The organism is Winogradskyella damuponensis (genome assembly GCF_039538385.1).
Lineage (GTDB): Bacteria > Bacteroidota > Bacteroidia > Flavobacteriales > Flavobacteriaceae > Winogradskyella > Winogradskyella damuponensis.
In genome coordinates, this window is record NZ_BAABCB010000018.1 from 367,301 (window position 1) to 384,242 (window position 16,942).

At 32.3% G+C, this 16,942-nt stretch carries 15 protein-coding genes; 5 read left to right on the plus strand and 10 right to left on the minus strand.

The window, feature by feature from the left end; genetic code table 11:
- Positions 1-71: 71 nt before the first annotated feature.
- The 9 genes from serB to ABD730_RS10295 form a co-directional block, all read right to left on the minus strand.
- A complete protein-coding gene (gene serB / locus ABD730_RS10255; RefSeq protein WP_344714370.1) occupies positions 72-1,295 on the minus strand; it encodes a phosphoserine phosphatase SerB in 1,224 nt (407 codons plus the stop codon).
- Positions 1,296-1,372: 77 nt separating this feature from the next.
- The gene (locus tag ABD730_RS10260; RefSeq protein ID WP_344714372.1) at positions 1,373-1,858 is read right to left on the minus strand and encodes an ABC transporter ATPase; all 486 of its coding nucleotides are present in this window, start codon (positions 1,856-1,858) and stop codon (positions 1,373-1,375) included.
- A 35-nt stretch (positions 1,859-1,893) separates the two neighbouring features.
- Positions 1,894-3,396, minus strand: a complete 1,503-nt coding sequence (locus ABD730_RS10265; protein ID WP_344714374.1) for a PH domain-containing protein — start codon at positions 3,394-3,396, stop codon at positions 1,894-1,896.
- Complete coding sequence (locus ABD730_RS10270; RefSeq protein WP_334466313.1) at positions 3,383-3,904, minus strand: PH domain-containing protein; 522 nt, start codon at positions 3,902-3,904, stop codon at positions 3,383-3,385. Before ABD730_RS10270 ends, ABD730_RS10265 begins: the two co-directional genes overlap by 14 nt.
- 12 nt (positions 3,905-3,916) lie before the next feature.
- Positions 3,917-4,126 (minus strand): hypothetical protein, encoded by a 210-nt coding sequence (locus tag ABD730_RS10275; RefSeq protein ID WP_344714377.1) that lies wholly within the window; start codon positions 4,124-4,126, stop codon positions 3,917-3,919.
- A gap of 12 nt (positions 4,127-4,138) precedes the next feature.
- Entirely contained in the window at positions 4,139-4,921 is a 783-nt protein-coding gene (locus ABD730_RS10280) for a (Fe-S)-binding protein (RefSeq protein WP_215925856.1), read from the minus strand.
- 81 nt (positions 4,922-5,002) lie between these two features.
- Positions 5,003-6,319, minus strand: coding sequence for a 4Fe-4S dicluster domain-containing protein (locus ABD730_RS10285; protein ID WP_334466320.1), 1,317 nt, complete (start codon positions 6,317-6,319; stop codon positions 5,003-5,005).
- Between the two features lie 13 nt (positions 6,320-6,332).
- Positions 6,333-7,280, minus strand: coding sequence for an MlaD family protein (locus tag ABD730_RS10290; RefSeq protein ID WP_344714379.1), 948 nt, complete (start codon positions 7,278-7,280; stop codon positions 6,333-6,335).
- 54 nt (positions 7,281-7,334) lie between these two features.
- The gene (locus tag ABD730_RS10295; protein ID WP_334466326.1) at positions 7,335-8,450 is read right to left on the minus strand and encodes an N-acetylmuramoyl-L-alanine amidase; all 1,116 of its coding nucleotides are present in this window, start codon (positions 8,448-8,450) and stop codon (positions 7,335-7,337) included.
- 111 nt (positions 8,451-8,561) lie between these two features.
- On the opposite strand from ABD730_RS10295, the gene ABD730_RS10300 reads away from it, so the two are divergent.
- A complete protein-coding gene (locus ABD730_RS10300) occupies positions 8,562-11,321 on the plus strand; it encodes a putative LPS assembly protein LptD (protein ID WP_334466329.1) in 2,760 nt (919 codons plus the stop codon).
- A gap of 213 nt (positions 11,322-11,534) precedes the next feature.
- Positions 11,535-11,915 carry a Rid family detoxifying hydrolase gene (locus ABD730_RS10305; protein WP_344714382.1) on the plus strand — a complete coding sequence of 127 codons (381 nt, stop codon included), beginning with the start codon at positions 11,535-11,537 and terminating at the stop codon, positions 11,913-11,915.
- A gap of 39 nt (positions 11,916-11,954) precedes the next feature.
- Here the strand turns inward: ABD730_RS10305 and ABD730_RS10310 are convergent, their stop codons facing one another.
- On the minus strand, positions 11,955-13,097 hold the full coding sequence (locus ABD730_RS10310; RefSeq protein ID WP_344714384.1) for an acyltransferase family protein: 1,143 nt from the start codon (positions 13,095-13,097) through the stop codon (positions 11,955-11,957).
- A 165-nt stretch (positions 13,098-13,262) separates the two neighbouring features.
- On the opposite strand from ABD730_RS10310, the gene ABD730_RS10315 reads away from it, so the two are divergent.
- From ABD730_RS10315 to ABD730_RS10325, 3 genes are all read left to right on the plus strand, one after another.
- A complete protein-coding gene (locus tag ABD730_RS10315; protein WP_344714386.1) occupies positions 13,263-14,033 on the plus strand; it encodes a TIGR02757 family protein in 771 nt (256 codons plus the stop codon).
- 188 nt (positions 14,034-14,221) lie between these two features.
- On the plus strand, positions 14,222-15,262 hold the full coding sequence (locus ABD730_RS10320) for a GMP reductase (RefSeq protein ID WP_344714388.1): 1,041 nt from the start codon (positions 14,222-14,224) through the stop codon (positions 15,260-15,262).
- 111 nt (positions 15,263-15,373) lie between these two features.
- Positions 15,374-16,861: a S10 family peptidase gene (locus ABD730_RS10325; RefSeq protein ID WP_344714390.1), complete on the plus strand. Its 1,488-nt coding sequence runs from the start codon at positions 15,374-15,376 to the stop codon at positions 16,859-16,861.
- The last annotated feature ends 81 nt before the right edge of the window (positions 16,862-16,942 follow it).

Here is a 16,942-nt window from a genome sequence, read left to right on the forward strand (position 1 = left end):
ATTTAGCAGTAAGTAAAAAGACTTTAAGATAGTTTTATAAACTAGGCGATAAACATTTTAATTTTTAAAAATTAAGAAAGCAAATCAATTTGACGATCATGATAACCCAACAAATACAACACACCATCTAATCCTATACTAGAAATAGAACTTTGTGCACTGTCTTTTACTTTTGGTTTGGCATGAAACGCAATTCCTAAACCTGCAAGGTTAAGCATTTGCAAATCATTTGCTCCATCACCAACAGCTATAGTTTGACTGATATCAATTCCCATTTCATCTGCTAATTGTTGTAAATATTCCGCTTTTTTTCTTCCATCAACAATGTCTCCTAAATACCCTCCTGTTAAAACTCCATCTTTAATTTCTAACTGGTTAGCAAACACATAATCGATATCTAATTTTTTCTGAAGGTAGTGTCCAAAATAAGTAAAACCACCTGATAATATAGCGGTTTTAAAACCGTAATAGTGTAATGTGTCTATTAGACGTTTAGCTCCTTTTGTAATTGGTAAACGTTCGGCAACTTCTTGCAAAACAGTTTCACTTAAACCTTCTAAGAGTTTCATTCGTCTTTTAAAGCTTTCGTTAAAATCTATTTCGCCTTGCATCGCAGATTCTGTAATGGCTTTTACCTCGTCACCTACTCCTGCTAATTCTGCTAGTTCATCAATAACTTCGGTTTGAATTAAAGTTGAATCCATATCAAAACAAACCAAACGTCTGTTTCTTCTAAAAATATTATCTTCTTGGAAAGCTATATCAGCATCCAATTCTCTTGAAATTTCCATAAATTTCTGAGTAAAATCGGTCTTATCGCCTATTTTTCCTCTAATGGATAGCTGAATGGATGCTCTTGGGTATTCTTCTTTTTTAACGAGAGATAAACGCCCTGTTAATCGTTTTATCGAATCGATATTTAAATTCTTTTCAGAAATTATTTTAGTGACTTCAGAGATTTGTTCTGCAGCCAATTTTTCGCCTAAAATAGTTATGATATAACGATCTTTACCTTGTTGATTTACCCAGTTCTCATAATCTTCAAGCGATATTGGTTTGAATTTCGCTTTGATGCCTAGTTCGTAGGCCTTAAACAATAAATCTTTAAGAACTGCTGACGATTTTTTACCTGATTTTATTTCAAACATGATTCCTAAGGATAAGGTATCATGAATATTAGCTTGACCAATATCTAAAATTTTAGCATCATATTCTGCTAAAACACTAGTAAGAGATGATGTTAAACCCGGTTTATCTTGTCCTGAAATATTTAATAAAAAAATGTCTGTAGCCACAATTTAAAGTTTGTCGTTTTTGTAGAACGTAAAAGTGACTATTCTATCTGAAATATAAAAGTTTTTTAGACAAAGTGTTATTTAATAAATCTATTATGCCAACTTTCACTTGCTGGAACTTCCCAGTTTTCATTAAACTCAGCAATATTAGTTACTAGATTATTAAAAACAATAGTATTCTTAGACACGGCTTTTTGCTGTGCCATTTTTTTGAAGTCCGCTAATGGTTTATACGCAATGAATTCTCCTTGTTTGTAAGATACATTCATTTTATCCATTAAATCTACATTGTATTGCTGCTCTAATTGTTGAATAAAATTGACAGACGCATCAATTGAACAACCTGTTGCACTATTCAAACTTTGGTCCATAGCAATAACGATAAATCGTTTATAAACTAATTTATAACCCGCTTTTAGATCTTTTCCATGTGCTGTCCAAGCTTCAATAAATGTATCTAATTGGCTTTTTAATTGCTCTAGTTCTTCTTCTGAAAACGAACGATTAGCTTGGTAAATCCAAACTCTGGATTCTTCTGGTAAGGTATTAAAATCGACTAGCATAAATTTCTCTTATTTCTGAATGCAAAAATACGATTTTACATCCAATCTCTATCCTGAGATTCTACCTTATATAACAAGAAATTATAAATAGATAAAGCCTCTAGTTTTGAAACATAAGGAATAGTAACCGATTTTGATGCTGTTGAAATAACCAGAGAAGCAATGTCACTTCGCTGCTGAAACAGTGTTTGTTTTAATTCAACTTCTTGTATTTTATGAATTTCGAGAATATTTGTGGTCGTATCAATTACACCACTTCCTATAGTTAAAAAATTATCTGAAATTTTATAATAGGCTTTCTTGTACGCAAAATAAACATATAACACTGCAAAAGGTACAAAGACAACATTAATCCACAACATCTCTATACCAAATAAAAATAGAGACAAAGCATTAATTACAATTCCAAAAGCTAACATTTCTAGTACAGAAATTCGTATAAAGTAAGGTCTTGGTTTGGCAACTTCTCCTTCGTTATTATAATTTATTAATAGTTTATTTATAAGATAATTAAGCTGTTCTTTTTCTAAAGCAACAATTTTAAAATTCTTTTGTTGCTTAGCATTTACCATCGCTTGCTTTACAGATAAGCTATGCAAGTTAAAATATTGCTTTACGCGATTGGTTTTAATAACCAAATTCTGAATACGGCTTGGTGTTAAACTCAGGGATACTTTATTAAAAAGTCCTTTGTTAATTTCTATCGTTTTTTGATGCTCAACAACTTCGAGATTAAAATTGATGATAAACGTTGTAACTATTGAGAATAAAAATGAAAACAATACAACCACAAGAATAATTACCACATTAGTGATTATTAGATTTAAAATTGTGTCTTCGTCTAATTTCACTAAACCTTCAACGTGTTTTTCTAATTCTAAATCTTTTAAAAAGTCTTTGAATTCACTATATATCCCATAAGCAAAAGTTAGTATCAGTAAAAAGCTCTTAAAGTGATTTTGAGATATACCTTCTAATAACAAACGTTTAGGTGTAACTTTAAAGAATACTTCTGATGCTTCAATAGTGTCTATTTGCTCTGCATGTTCATTTTCAACATTGGCTTTATTGAACAACTTTTTCTTTAACAATAACGCTGTTGGCTTATCTAGGGCGCTAATTTCAATTTCAGACTTTTTATCGCCTGCTGTCTCAATTTTAACAGAGACTACATTTATAATTTGTTGTAGAAAATTTTGTTTTATGTATACATTCTGGATTTTAGACTTTGGAATAATAGTATTGTCTTTATTTATAATTCCGGTTGCCAAATGAAAATCATCTTTACTAAGATGAAACTTGAAATTAAGATATTTTAAAATGGCAATAACTAATATAATAATTAGAACTCCCAACAAAGCTAATAGCATCATTGTTGGTGTTATACCACCAAAAGATTTTCTACGCATTATAGAAACACCAAATGCTATAAAAAGCACAAAAAACTTTTTAAAAAATGAAAAAGCATTAAATGCAAAAATGATAATAATACCTTTAGAAGACTGCCTTATAGGTTGCGAAAAATCAGTTGTTTCCATTAACCTTGTCGCTAATTATTTCTTTTATCTGCTTGGCTTCAATATACGGTAACCCTTTAATGCTTAAGTCGCTACCAGCTTCTCCTGCTGTAAATATTTTAAGTGTAGCTAAACCAAAATGTCTTGCTAACCAACTTCGAGATTCTTCTACGTGTTGGATTCTAGATATAGGAACTGTAGTTATAGAATGCACCAGCAATCCTTTAGCATATACAACATCGTGTTCTCGCATAGCGTATTTTCGCTTTTTAAATGCTAATAAACTAACTATGAAATTAAAAATACAGAACACCACTACAGCAGATAGCATGTACCATAAATTAAGTTGAACCTCTTCTTTTTTCTCAATAATATATTTTAAACCAAATACTAATCCTATTAACCCTGTATAAAGAGCTAATTTATTTAGCAGAATAATCTTTAGGTATGATTTTGAAATGGGTTTTAAAACGACATCCTCAACTTTAGGTAATTGCTCTGTTTGAATTTGAAGATTTGTGAAGTTCATTGTTTAAACATATTATAAATCTTTCTTTTTTGTGATTTTATACCTAAAGGCATAACTCATTACAAGTCCAAAAAAGAAAGCATTAAATAGAAACTTTAGCAAAGAAAATGGTTGGTCTGTAAAATAATCTAAACCTGCCATTAATGAAGCATATAACAAACCAGTGCCAATACCTGAAATACCCCTCTTTTTTAACGGTAGTTTTTCAATATTGTTTCCCACAACTTTATTGTTTTATGCATTAGCAATTAACTCAGCAATATCCATCACCTTTATGTCAGCTTCTTTTTCTTTAAACTTTACACCATCTGTCATCATGGTATTACAATACGGACAACCAGTGGCAATAATTTCTGGTTGGGTTTCTAAAGCATCTTCTGTTCTAAGAATATTAATTTCCTTATTTCCTGGTTCTGCATCTTTAAACATTTGCGCCCCTCCTGCTCCACAACATAAAGCAGTTCCTTTATGTCGCTTCATTTCTATTAAAGTTGCATTGGTTTTTTTTAGTACATCTCTTGGTGCGTCATAAACGCTATTAGCTCTTCCTAAATAACAAGGGTCGTGAAAAGTAATACGCTTACCTTTATAGGTATTGCCATCTAATGTTAAGCGACCGGATTTAATAAGTTCTTCTATATATTGTGTATGATGAATAACCTCATAGTTACCACCAAGACCTGGATATTCGTTTTTGATACAATTAAAGGAATGAGGATCACATGTCACAATACGTTTTACGTCGTAAGCGTTTAAAACTTCAATATTCATAACCGCTTGCATCTGAAATAAAAACTCATTGCCCGCACGCTTAGCGACATCACCAGTATTACTTTCTTCAGTTCCTAATACAGCAAAATTTACGTTTGCTTTATTTAGAATTTTCACGAAAGCTCTTGTTATTTTCTTTGCTCTATCATCGTAACTTCCAGCAGAACCAACCCAAAATAAAATTTCTGGTTGCTTGCCTTCTGCCATCATTTCTGCCATAGTTGGCACATTAAGTTGCTCGCTCATTCTATTAAATTTAATCGTTTTTGGGTTTTACTTAAAAAAAGTGTTAGCAATCATAAATTGTATTAAACCTTTAAACTATTTTTAATTTTCGTCTTTCCAATTTAAACGATCCATTTGGTTGTAAGGCCAAGGTGCACCGTTATTTTCTATATTAGTCATCATGGTATTCAATTCCATTGGTGCAGCACTTTGCTCCATAACTAAATAGCGACGCATTTCTATAATAATTGATAACGGATCTATGCTAACTGGACAAGCTTCTACACAAGCATTACAAGTTGTACAAGCCCAAAGCTCTTCGTTTGTAATATAATCTCCTAAAAGTTGTTTACCATCGTCTTTAAATTCGCCGTTATTCGCATCTATATTTTTACCAACTTCTTCTAATCGATCTCGCGTATCCATCATAATCTTACGAGGAGATAATTTTTTTCCTGTAAGGTTTGCAGGACACTCACTTGTACAACGCCCACACTCTGTACATGTATATGCATTAAGCAGCTGCACCTGACTCAAATCCATGACATCACTTGCACCAAATTTAGCAGGTACTTCATCCTCAGAAGTTTCAGGAGGTACGGCGTAGGGATCGGCATCTGGATCCATCATTAATTTTACCTCCGCAGTAACAGCTTCTAAATTATTAAACTTTCCTTTTGGTACCACTTTCCCAAAGTACACATTAGGAAATGCTAAAAGAATATGTAAATGTTTTGAAAAGTATAAATAGTTTAAGAATATTAGAATACCTACAACGTGTAACCACCAAGCAGATCTTTCTATAACAGAAAGTGTACCTTCTGAAAGACCGTTGAACCATGGTGCAATGAATTGTGAAATTACATTTCCTGCTTCAATATTCTGAAATGTAGTATCTGTAGCGTTCATTATTAAGAATAAACACATTAAAACCACTTCAAAATAAAGAATAATATTACCATCACTCTTTGGCCAACCTTTCATTTCTGAACTTAGGAATCGTTTTATTTTAATAACGTTTCTTCGTATCCAAAACACTATTACAGACACTAAAACTAAAACCGCTAAAACTTCAAACGATCCAATTAAAAACCCATATACAGATTCTGGTAAAACAGATAAACCTATTCTATGTGTTCCAAAAAGCCCATCGATAATGATTTCTAAAACTTCAATATTGATAATAATAAAACCAACATAAACAATGGCATGAAGAAACCCAGAAACAGGTCTTTTTACCAATTTACTTTGGCCTAAAGCGATATTAATAACGTTTTTCCAGCGCTCAGATTTATTATCATTAGCATCTACTTTATGTCCTAATTTAATATTACGAATTAGCTTTTTTACGTTGCTTGCAAAATAGCCGATACCTGAAATTAAAATTATGGCAAAAATGATATTTGGTAAGTATTCCATATCTTAGAAAGGTCTAATTATTATTTAATTGCTCTTGCGTTGGCGCCTCATAAGGAATTTCCTTTTTGGATAAAATACGTCTGTATCTCGCAGGATGTAATTTAATATCTAAAAGTAATAATTCTAATTCTTTAGATGCCTTTTCTAGATTATCATAAAGAGCATCGTCTTTTAACAATTTACCCATAGAACCTTTCCCTGCTTCCAAGCCAGCTGCTAACTGATTAAATTTTAAAAGCATTTCATCTGCATTCTTAATGGTATTAGAAAGTTTTACTTCATTAAGATCTTTGATTAAAATAGCTAATTCTGCACTGGTTTTATCAAAATTATCTAATACTGACGTTAATTTTTCGTCATTTGCTTTTATAAGGTTGTTCGCAGAAAATGCGACACTCTTAAACGACTTTAATGTTGCGTTGAGTTCTGCTATAGTTTGTTTTAAACCCTCTTCAGACTCATCAGTCACCAAGGTATTTAAGTTCCCAACTAAAGTATCTGTAGAACGCAGTGTTGTTCCTAAATCTTTACTAATATCCGAAAAATCATCACCTAAAGAAGTGATTAAGCCTTCTTTTACCTCTGACTGAATAAAATCACCTGCTTGTGCCATTTCTCCATCAGCAGCATCAATTATAGCTAAGGCATTGCCGCCCATTAAACCTGTTGGATACAATCTAATTTTACTGTTTTTAGAAAATTTTAATTTAGGATTAACCGAAAAAGACACACGGGTTTTACCAGAATCAAAATCATAAGAAATATCTTCAATTTTGCCTATCTTATTTCCTTTAACAGTAACAGGAGAGGATGCACTTAAGGCATTATAATTAAACTCTGTATAATAGGTTTGGGTATTAGAAAATAAATCTTCACCTTTTAAATATGAAAATAAATATATAAAAAGAGCGATACCAGATAAGACTAATATGGCTGTTTTAACTTCTCTTGAGACTTTCAATGGGCTTTACTTTGGTTTAAAACAAAATTAGGAATAAATATATTAATAATGTTTCTAATTAGAAGCAGATTTTAAGGCTTCTGTCATACTAATTCTTTTACCTCCTTTGAATGCTACAATAAATGCGCCTGAATAACTCTTTTTAGCGTCTTCTTGGAGTTGAATAATCTTATTATAATCGGAAGTATTTCCGCTGTAATATTTATAAATATTCCCTATTTTTTCTCTCGAAATTTCATCAAGCCCCTTAAAATTATACGATTTTGCCTCTAATTCTCTAGAACTTGCAGCTATTTGTACTTTAAATGTTACACCTTCTATAACTCTAGGAGTAATAACTTCATCGACCTTTGTTTCGGTTTGCTCTCCAACAAAGATATGGCTACCAACATTTTGGTCAAGTTCTTTTTTATATTCTAGAATAGCTGTTTTAATTGCAGTTGCCATTTTAGTTTGTCCAGCCTTAGTATTAAGGTAGCTTCCTTCACTTTTATTGGTTAAAAAACCAACTTCTACCAATACACTTGGCATATATGTATTACGAATAACCAATAAACTTGCTTGCTTTAACCCTCTACTCTTACGCTTAGCTTTATGAATAAAATTATCTTCAATTTTTCGAGCTAAAACAATACTCTGCTCTACATATACTTCTTGTTCAATGCCAATAGCTATAGTAGATTCTGGAGAGCTAGGATCAAACCCCGCATAATTTTCTTCGTAGTTATCTTCTAGAAAAATTACTTCGTTCTCACGTTTTGCTACATCAAAATTACGCCCTGTATTCTTTTCTCCTAATACAAATGTTTCTGTTCCACTAGCTTGTGAGCTATGCGCATTACAATGTATAGACACAAATAAGTCTGCATCGGCTTTGTTGGCGATGTTAGCACGTTCGTGTAACTCAACAAAAACATCAGTTTTACGTGTATAGATGACTTTTATATCTGGATTTTTCTCTAACTCTTTTCCTACTTCTAAAGTTACTTTTAGTGCAATATTTTTTTCACTATGTCCATTTCCAACATTACCAGAGTCATGCCCTCCATGACCTGCATCTAAAACCACTACAAACTTATTATCTTGCGCATTTAAAGCCGTGAAAGATGTTAAAGTAGTTATAAATAAAAGGCCTAAAAATACTATTAGGGGATTTTGCTTCGTTTGCATATTTAATTTTAACGTTTTATTTTCTCGGTTTATTATACATTACTATTTGTTACCGAGTATTTTTCAACTTTATGATTTTAATAATTTAATCACAAAAAAATAACTGTACTTTTGGCGTTTCAAAAACCGAGCCATACTTTTACAAAAATACATTTAAAAGGATTGCGTACAAATAGCTTTTACATACTTTTTACCTTGAGTTTTACAGTGTTTATCAACACTTTTAGCTTCGCCCAGGAATTACCTAAAAAGAACGGCTCAATTCCTGCTGAGCAACGCAAGGACTCTACAACAATAGTCATAGATTCTATTGTTAAGCCACTTATAAATATAAGAGAGATTGACTCTACTAAAAAAGATTCTACAAAAAAGGAAAGCTTTTTAACTGATGCGGTAAAGTATAAAGCTAAGGACTATGTCTCTTTAAATCAAAAGCAAAAAAAAATATATCTATATAATGAAGCCGAAGTGTTGTACCAAGACATGGAAATTAAGTCTGGCGTTATAGTAATTGATTATAGTAAAAATTTGGTGTATGCTGGTCGTATAAAGGACTCAACCGGCTATTCACAACGTCCTGTATTTAAGCAAGGAGAAAATATTATTGAACCAGACTCCATTGTTTTTAATACCGAATCTAAAAAAGCTCTAGTTTTTAACTCTAGAACTGAACAACAAGGTTTTAAAGTCTATTCCCCAAAAACAAAAAAGGAAAATGACTCTACTTATTTTATGGCTAATGCACGCTTTACAACAGCCGAAGATGAGGAGGATCCTGAATACCAGTTTGTAACTTCTAAAATGAAAATGGTACCTAACAAAAAAGTAATTGTTGGTCCTACTTACATGGAAATTTATGGTGTACCAACACCTATAGCCTTACCTTTTGCCTTTTTTCCGATGACAAAAAAACAAACCTCTGGTATTATATTTCCTTCTTTTGGCGAAGACAATAATAGAGGTTACAACCTACAAAATGGTGGTTATTATTTTGCTATTAGCGATTATTTAGATTTAGCTGTTCTTGGAGATTACTACACTAATGGTAGTTATGGTTTGCGTGTGGAAAACAACTATGCAATGCGTTACAAATACAGAGGTAATGTAAGTTTTAGATACGAAAACTTATTGAGTAGCGAACGTGGATTCCCAGACTTTAGTAAAAGTACGGTTTACAATATTAGATGGTCGCATAGTCAAGACACAAAAGCAAACCCGAATTCGCGTTTTTCTGCATCTGTTAACTTAGGAAGTAGCTCTTATTTCCAAGAATCTATAAATCAATTAAACCAATCTAGTTTTTTAAATAACACACTTGCTTCTTCTGTATCTTATTCTAAAACACTACAAGGTGACCCTCAAGTAAACGTTAGTCTAACAGCTACGCATAGACAAAACACTAATACAGGAGACATTGATTTAACATTGCCAACCATGCAGGTTTCTATGGGTAGAATTTATCCTTTCGCACCCAAAACTGGAACAAAAAAAGGAGCTATTCACAACATTAACTTTCAATTAAACACCAGAGGAGAATACAGTATTAAAACCAACGATACTATATTTGGTAAAAGCGAAATGTTTGATGATGCCATAACAGGAATAAAACATAGCATACCTGTCACTACAAATTTTAAAGTATTTAATCATTTTAGTGTTAGTGCTAATGCTAATTTTGAAGAAAATTGGACCCTTAAAACCGTAAAAAAAATCTACGATCAATCTTTAGAAAAGGCTGTATCTATAGACCAAAATGGTTTTGACCGTTTTTTAACATATAATGTTGGTGCTAGTGTTGGAACTACGATTTATGGTATGTATAATTTTGAAGAAGAAGGTGAGGATAAAAAGCTAAAAGCAATCCGTCATGTCATGCGACCTTCTATAAGCTACTCTATTAGTCCGGCTTTTAACCAATATTACGAGACTTACGACGTCATAGATGCAGACGGAACAACAACAGACCAAGTAGAATATACAAGATTTGAAAACTCCTTATATGGGAGGCCAGGAAACACTTACTCTAGTCGTGTTGGTCTTTCTTTAGGCAATAATCTTGAAGCTAAGATACGTGCTAAGGATTCTACAAAAACAGAACCTGAAAAAATATTTATATTAAATAATCTTAACTTTTCAACAGATTATGACATTGCCGCAGACTCACTAAAATGGAGTCCGGTTCGTGTAAGTGGTGGTACTCAAATTTTAAACAAAAAAATGAGTATTAACTTTGGGATGACACTTAACCCCTATGCTTTAGACAGTAACAACAATGTTATTAACACATTTAATATTGACAATGGCGGAAGTTTATTTAGACTAACCTCTGCTAATGTAAACATGAGCTATACCTTATCTAATGATAGTTTTTCTGGTACTGAGTCTGACAGTGACAAAGCCTCTGCCCAAGAGTCTGCTCGTTCTGGAGGACGAACAGATGATTTATTTGGAAAATCCCAAGATTTTGCAGACCAACGCCTTTCAGATAGAGATAAAAACAAAGACGATAAGGAAGAAGATAATGAATTCTACAACTATAAGATGCCATGGAGTCTTAGATTAGCCTACTCTGCTAACTATACTAATACAAGACGTGAAGACAAAATATCTTCACATTCGTTAATGTTTTCTGGCGATGTAGATTTATCTCCACGCTGGAGTGTTGGAGCCTCTTCTGGTTATGATTTCTTAAACAAAGGATTTACATACACTCAATTGCGTTTTGAACGTGACTTATTAAGTTGGCGTATGAATTTTTCTTGGATCCCTTTTAGTGATCGTAGCTCATGGAATTTCTTTATAGGTATTAAATCTAGTTTACTTAAAGATTTAAAATACGACCAACGTAAAAGGCCTGACCAACAACTTTAAACACTTAAACAACTCATTTTAAGCTACAAAAAAAAGGTATAATACCCATTATTAATTAAAATGCTTCTTACATTTTTTTAACCATTGTATAGCTTATTTTTTTTATAACCGCAGCAATTTTATTCTTATAAAAAACATTAAATTTGAATTATTGTTCAACCTTTAATAAGATTTCAGTTTCTAAAAAAAATATTGAAGTAAGTTTAGTATAAAATGAAAAAAATAATAAACACTACCAAAGCACCTGCACCAATAGGACCATATAATCAAGCCGTATTAACAGGGAACACATTATATACCTCTGGTCAAATAGCCTTAGATCCTGATACTATGGAATTGGTTTTAGATGATATTAAAACCGAAACCAGACAAGTTATGGAAAACATGAAAGCCGTTTTAGCAGCTGCAGACATGACGTTTAAAAACGTAATTAAGTCATCAATATTTATTAGTGACATGAATAACTTTAAACAAATAAATAAGGTTTACGGTGAATATTTTGAAGAAGCAACTGCTCCTGCAAGAGAAACTGTTGAAGTAGCTAATTTACCAAAGTTTGTTAATGTTGAGATTAGCATGATTGCTATTAAATAATATTTAATCTCCTTTAATTGATAGTATCTGTTGAGGCGCTTATTGTCTTAGTTTTTTTCTAAAAAACGCTCTCCAATTTATAGCTTCTAAATTTGGAAGTAATGGTCCTTCTTGCCTTGGTCTTCCAAATAATTGCGGAACATACTTATTTAACGCATTTATTATTGGATAACACACCAATAAAGATAGTATTGAAATAACTAATGCATAACCTGTAATTTGCCACCATATGCCATTATCTGGATATAAACTACCTAAGAATTTATTAAGAAACGCATAAAAAACACCATTTAGACCAATTAAAATAAGTGTGTTTTTTCCAATAAAATCAAATACTTTATTAGATTTCAATATTATAGATAAACTAATAATACCAAGTATCCCTAAAAACGATGAAATTAAAAACCACAATAAACTTCCATACTGAGCATAAATCATATTAACATTAAACCCCTCAAAAGGACTATTAATATTATAAGTAAAAAACAACCCTACAAAACCTACGAATACTAATGGTATAAATGCCCATTTAGCCGTATTCACAAGCTTATTTATATATGGGTATATCACATATCCTAATAGATAAAAACCAATTGCAATTATTGCAGTATGAATAAACCACACATTTTTATCAACACCTGTTAAAGCCGAAAATTGTTCTATTCTATTACTAATTATAACACCACTCACAAGAAACACAAGCCCAATAATAAACAATGCAAATGGTTTTTTAAATATAGTCGTAATTGCAGCGATTATAACCTCTGCAACAAATAAGCACACTAAAAACCATGTAATAATATTTAATTGTGGATTACCTCTACCGTAACTCAATATTTGTTTTACAATAGTTCCTAACTTTAGACTATCATAACTAATAAAATTATAAATCAACCATAGTGGTAATGACAATAATGCAAAAGCAAATACTGGTAGTAATCGTCTAAGAAAAAGCTGTTTAAATTTTAAACTAAAACTCGTAACTGGTTTAAAATAAAATCCCGAGATAAAGAAGAACAAAGGCATATGAAATGCATAAATATACTTGTGCTGCAGAAAAGCAATATCATTAGTTTCAGAATATAGGTTTTTAACAAAATGTCCATAAAAAACCAAAAACATTCCAATGGCTTTAGCTGTATCTACCCACTCTATTCGAGACTTCGATTTTTTATTTAACATAATAACAAGAGAATCACATAATTACCATTAAGACGAAAAGTCACGAGAAAACATTAAGTCTTAAAATATCATCAAAAGTAATTAAGCAAACATAAAAAAACAATACGTAGTTTTACGTATATAAAATTAATTACTTTATTTTTAATTTTAAAATTACTCACCTCCTTGAAGCTTAAAAAATCAGAACTAAAAGAATTCCTTGATGAAAAGGTAGTCCTCTACAACAATCCTAAATTTATTGATAGCGATCCTATTCAAATTCCACATCAATTTTCTAAAAAAGAAGATATTGAAATTGCAGCATTTTTAACAGCAACTATTGCTTGGGGAAATAGAAAAAGCATCATTAAAAATGCAAATAAGATGATGGATTTGCTAGATCACTCCCCTTTTGAGTTCATCACTCAACACCAAGACACCGATTTAGAGCGTTTAAAGCCTTTTGTTCACCGTACATTTAATGGGAATGATTTTATGCAGTTTGTTGAAAGCTTACAACACATATACAAAAACCATAATGGCTTAGAAGCCCTGTTTTTGAAGTATGCTGAAAAAGATTCGCTTCAAAACAGTATTCATCAGTTCAAAAAAGTATTCTTCGAAGTTCCGCATTTAGAACGCACACAAAAACATGTTAGTGATCCTCTTAAAAACTCAGCCGCAAAACGTATTAACATGTTTTTACGCTGGATGATAAGAAACGATAATGCTGGAGTAGATTTTGGAATTTGGAAATCCTTATCTCCTTCACAGTTAAGCTGTCCTTTAGACGTACATTCTGGTAACGTGGCTCGTAAATTAAAACTTCTTAATCGTAAACAAAATGATGGTAAAGCTTTAGCCCAATTGGATAAAGCCTTACGAAAATTAGACCCTAAAGATCCTGTAAAATATGATTTTGCCTTATTTGGGCTAGGTGTTTTTGAAGGCTTTTAAACCTAGAAACTATTCAAAAAAAACAACTGTAGAATACAACATTACGTCTATAAAATCATTTGACAGGTGCTCTACATCAAGACCTTACTATAAACAATTGTTAATAAAACATTGTAAGACAAACACAATTCTAAACTTCCTTTTTCAAAGAACTTGTATTTTTGGATATAACCAAATATTCCTCGAAGATGCATATAGAACACGATATAAAATTAGGCTTTAAAGATGTCATGATTCGTCCAAAACGTTCTACATTAAAAAGCAGATCTCAAGTCACGTTAGAGCGCAATTTTACTTTTTTAAATAGCAAATCAACTTGGGCTGGTATACCTATAATGGCTGCAAATATGGATACTGTGGGCACTTTTGAAATGGCTCTAGTTTTATCTCAACAAAAACTATTCACAGCAATACACAAACACTACTCTACCCAACAATGGCATACTTTTTTTAATACAGCTCCCAAAGATATTGTCAACTATATCGCTATAAGTACAGGAACGGGAAAAGAGGATTCTAAAAAACTGAAAACAGTATTTGAAAATCACCCAGAGTTAAAATTTATATGTATAGATGTTGCTAATGGTTACTCTGAGCATTTTGTGGAATTTTTACAACAAACACGAGAACAATATCCTGATAAAGTAATTATAGCAGGCAATGTTGTTACTGGCGAAATGGTAGAACAATTACTGCTCTCTGGTGCAGATATTGTAAAGGTTGGTATTGGTCCTGGTAGCGTATGCACCACACGTGTTAAGACAGGAGTTGGTTATCCTCAGTTATCTGCAATTATTGAATGTGCCGACGCAGCTCATGGCTTAGGCGGACAAATTATTAGCGATGGTGGCTGTGCCACACCTGGTGATGTTGCTAAAGCATTTGGAGCTGGAGCCGATTTTGTAATGCTTGGAGGTATGTTTGCTGGCCATACCGAAAGTGGAGGTGAACTTATATCACGAAACGGTGAGCAATTCAAACAATTTTACGGCATGAGTTCTTCTACTGCTATGGATAAATATGTTGGAGGTGTTGCAGAATACAGAGCTAGTGAAGGCAAAACTGTAGAAGTTCCTTACAAAGGTGACGTTAAAGCTACTTTACAAGATATTTTAGGAGGCTTACGTAGTACTTGCACCTATGTTGGCGCAGAACGTTTAAAAGAGTTAACCAAACGTACAACGTTTATTCGTGTTGCTGAGCAAGAAAACCAGGTTTACAATGGTTAAACTGTTTTTACATATACCATAGATACACTTTTAGTTTAGGCATATTAAAAGCATTCCAAATTCAAGGTTCATTTTAGTATCTTTAAACTTTTCAACTAAATTCCAATCCATATGAAAAACCGTCTTATTATCCTTTTGTGTCTTAGTTTTACCATTAGCTTTTCTCAAGACTTAAAAATCCCAACAGATACTGCATACGTTACCAACCATTCTGTTACGATTAAAGGAAAACAAATTAATTACAAAGCTGAAACAGGGTTTCAACCTGTTTGGGATAACAATGGTAAAATAATTGCATCACTTTACTACACCTATTACAAACGTACCAATGATCCAAAAGGAAATGACAGACCTATCATTTATTCGTTTAATGGAGGTCCAGGATCTGCTTCACTTTGGATGCACATTGCTTATACGGGACCAAAAGTTCTTAATATTGATGGTGAGGGCTACCCAATACAACCTTATGGAGTAAAAGACAACCCTAATTCTATTTTAGACGTTGCAGATATTGTATTTATAAACCCTGTAAATACAGGTTATTCTAGAAAAGTAGCAGATAAAGATGGTAAAATGCCTGATAACAAATTGTTTTTTGGTATTAATGCAGATATAAAATATTTAGCAAGTTGGATGAATACTTTTACAACAAGGCAAAACAGATGGCAATCCCCTAAATATATTATTGGTGAAAGTTATGGAGGCACGCGTGTTATGGGGTTATCCTTAGAGTTACAGAATAGACAATGGATGTATTTAAATGGTGTCATCATGGTATCTCCTGCAGACTATAAAGTTTTAAGAGTTGGAGGACCATTATCTTCTAGTTTAAATTTACCGTATTACACAGCAGCTGCTTGGTACCATAAAATGCTTAGCCCTGAGCTTCAGCGTAAAGATTTGTTAGAAATATTTCCCGAAGTAGAACATTTTGCAATTAATGATTTAATGCCTGCTATTGCAAAAGGTGGCTTTATTTTAGATGCAGAAAAACAAGCCATCGCTAAACAAATGAGTAAGTATTCTGGTTTATCTGAAAAAGTAATCTTACAACAAAATTTAGATGTCCCAACACGTTTTTTCTGGAAAGAACTACTTCGTGATAAAACCGGAGAAACCATAGGACGACTAGATTCTAGATATATTGGAATAGATAAGGTAGAAACAGGCACCAGTCCTGATTACAATGCTGAACTCACTTCTTGGTTACATTCTTTTACACCTGCTATAAATTATTATATTCAGAATGAATTAGGCTTTAAAACAGACGTAAAATATAACGTTTTTGGCAATACAGGGCGTTGGGATGATTCTAATGATAACACTAGAGATGATTTACGTCAAGCTATGGCACAAAACCCTTATTTAAAAGTGTTGACCCAATCTGGATATTACGATGGAGCTACAACCTATTTTGCCGCTAAATATTCTCAATGGCAAATTGATCCTAGTGGAAAAATGAAAGATCGGTTTTCATTTAAAGGCTACAGAAGTGGACACATGATGTATTTGCGAAATGAGGATTTAATTAAAGCTAATGACGATTTACGTGAGTTTATTGAGCATTCACTTTCTAAAGGCAAATCGGCTAAATATTAAATCGTTTAAGGTATTAAACGGAATAAGTTAAAAAACAACAAAAAAGGCTTCCTAATATGGAAGCCTTTTTTGTTATCTTAA

Coding starts and splice junctions, on each gene's coding strand:
- ABD730_RS10310 (WP_344714384.1), bottom strand. CDS start 13,097: ATGTTAAATAAAAAATCGAAGTCTCGAATAGAGTGGGTAGATACAGCT.
- ABD730_RS10260 (WP_344714372.1), bottom strand. CDS start 1,858: ATGCTAGTCGATTTTAATACCTTACCAGAAGAATCCAGAGTTTGGATT.
- ABD730_RS10295 (WP_334466326.1), bottom strand. CDS start 8,450: ATGCAAACGAAGCAAAATCCCCTAATAGTATTTTTAGGCCTTTTATTT.
- ABD730_RS10285 (WP_334466320.1), bottom strand. CDS start 6,319: ATGGAATACTTACCAAATATCATTTTTGCCATAATTTTAATTTCAGGT.
- ABD730_RS10280 (WP_215925856.1), bottom strand. CDS start 4,921: ATGAGCGAGCAACTTAATGTGCCAACTATGGCAGAAATGATGGCAGAA.
- ABD730_RS10305 (WP_344714382.1), top strand. CDS start 11,535: ATGAAAAAAATAATAAACACTACCAAAGCACCTGCACCAATAGGACCA.
- ABD730_RS10325 (WP_344714390.1), top strand. CDS start 15,374: ATGAAAAACCGTCTTATTATCCTTTTGTGTCTTAGTTTTACCATTAGC.
- ABD730_RS10320 (WP_344714388.1), top strand. CDS start 14,222: ATGCATATAGAACACGATATAAAATTAGGCTTTAAAGATGTCATGATT.
- ABD730_RS10270 (WP_334466313.1), bottom strand. CDS start 3,904: ATGAACTTCACAAATCTTCAAATTCAAACAGAGCAATTACCTAAAGTT.
- ABD730_RS10265 (WP_344714374.1), bottom strand. CDS start 3,396: ATGGAAACAACTGATTTTTCGCAACCTATAAGGCAGTCTTCTAAAGGT.